The following is a 1104-nucleotide window of genomic DNA, read 5'->3' on the forward strand; positions in this document are numbered from 1 at the left end:
GGCAATATCCCGTGCGGGCGTCGGGGCGCCGATCTGATCCGCCACGATGGTCAGCCGCTCGCGCTCCTTGCCCAGCCGCAGCATGGTCTTGACGAAGTTATTGCCATGCGCCGAGACCACCCAGGAGGTGCGCAGCACCGCATATGTTCCGCCTGCCGCGCTCACCAGTTCCTCGCCTGCCAGCTTGGAGCACCCGTAGGCGTTCACCGGCGCGGTGGCATCCCCGGGCTGCCAGGGTGCTTCACCGCTGCCGTCAAAGACGTAGTCGGTGGAGACGGTGACAAAGGGAATGCCCGCTTGCGCGCAGGCCGCCGCCATCGCGCCGGGGGCTGCGCCGTTGATCACGGTGGCCAGCGCCTCTTCGCTTTCGGCCTTGTCGACAGCCGTATAGGCGGCGGCATTGATCACCGCCTCAGGCGCCGCCTGCCGGATCGCGGCGGCACAGGCGGCCGGGTTGCTCAGATCCGCCTGATCGCGGCCCAGGCAGGTGACGTTTTCATCCGCCGCCAGTTCGCGGGCCAGCTGGCCGGTCTTGCCGAATACTAGGATCATATGCGCCTCCCTTTGCGCCACAGATACAGGGCCAGCGCCCAGATGCCCAGTTCCAGCAGAAAGGTCCAGTGCAGCAGGAAGGAAAGCACCCAATGGGGCTGGCTCGCAGGCACCTCCACCAGCGTATAAAGGCGGTCATTAAACGGTGCGCCCCACAGGATACCGCCGCCGATGGTATCCAGCACCATATGCAAAAAGAGGGCCGCAAAGAACACCAGCGCCGGGGCCAGCAGGGCACGGGAAAACAGGGTCAGAACCGGCAGGATCAGAGCCGCAATCGCGGCCCAGAAAGCAGGCACATGCACCCAGTAGCGGTGATGATGAATGCTGCCCTGGTCCACGAGATGGAACCACAGCATGTCGAAATCCGGCAGCACCGCGCCAATCAGGGCGGCCGGCATCAGCAGCCGGTGCCCCTCAGGCGCCAGCCGCGCCAGCACATAGCCAGACGGCAGATGCGCAGTCAGCATGGCCGCCGGCCCGGCCGGTTCACTTGCCGGTGCCCAGCCGCTGGCCGACACCGTCGCGGTCCTGCAGGGCGCGCCACCAGGG

At 66.7% G+C, this 1104-nt stretch carries 2 protein-coding genes; both read right to left on the bottom strand.

The window, feature by feature from the left end; all coding sequences use genetic code 11:
- Positions 1-552: SDR family oxidoreductase (locus A9D60_RS04250; protein WP_141117812.1), on the bottom strand; the 552-nt coding region annotated here is incomplete at its 3' end.
- Positions 549-1104 (bottom strand): metal-dependent hydrolase (locus tag A9D60_RS04255; RefSeq protein WP_217492032.1); only part of this gene is annotated, 556 nt, incomplete at its 5' end. The genes A9D60_RS04250 and A9D60_RS04255, both read right to left, overlap by 4 nt.

Origin of the sequence: Leisingera sp. JC1 (genome assembly GCF_001679925.1) — a bacterium.
Classification (GTDB): domain Bacteria; phylum Pseudomonadota; class Alphaproteobacteria; order Rhodobacterales; family Rhodobacteraceae; genus Leisingera.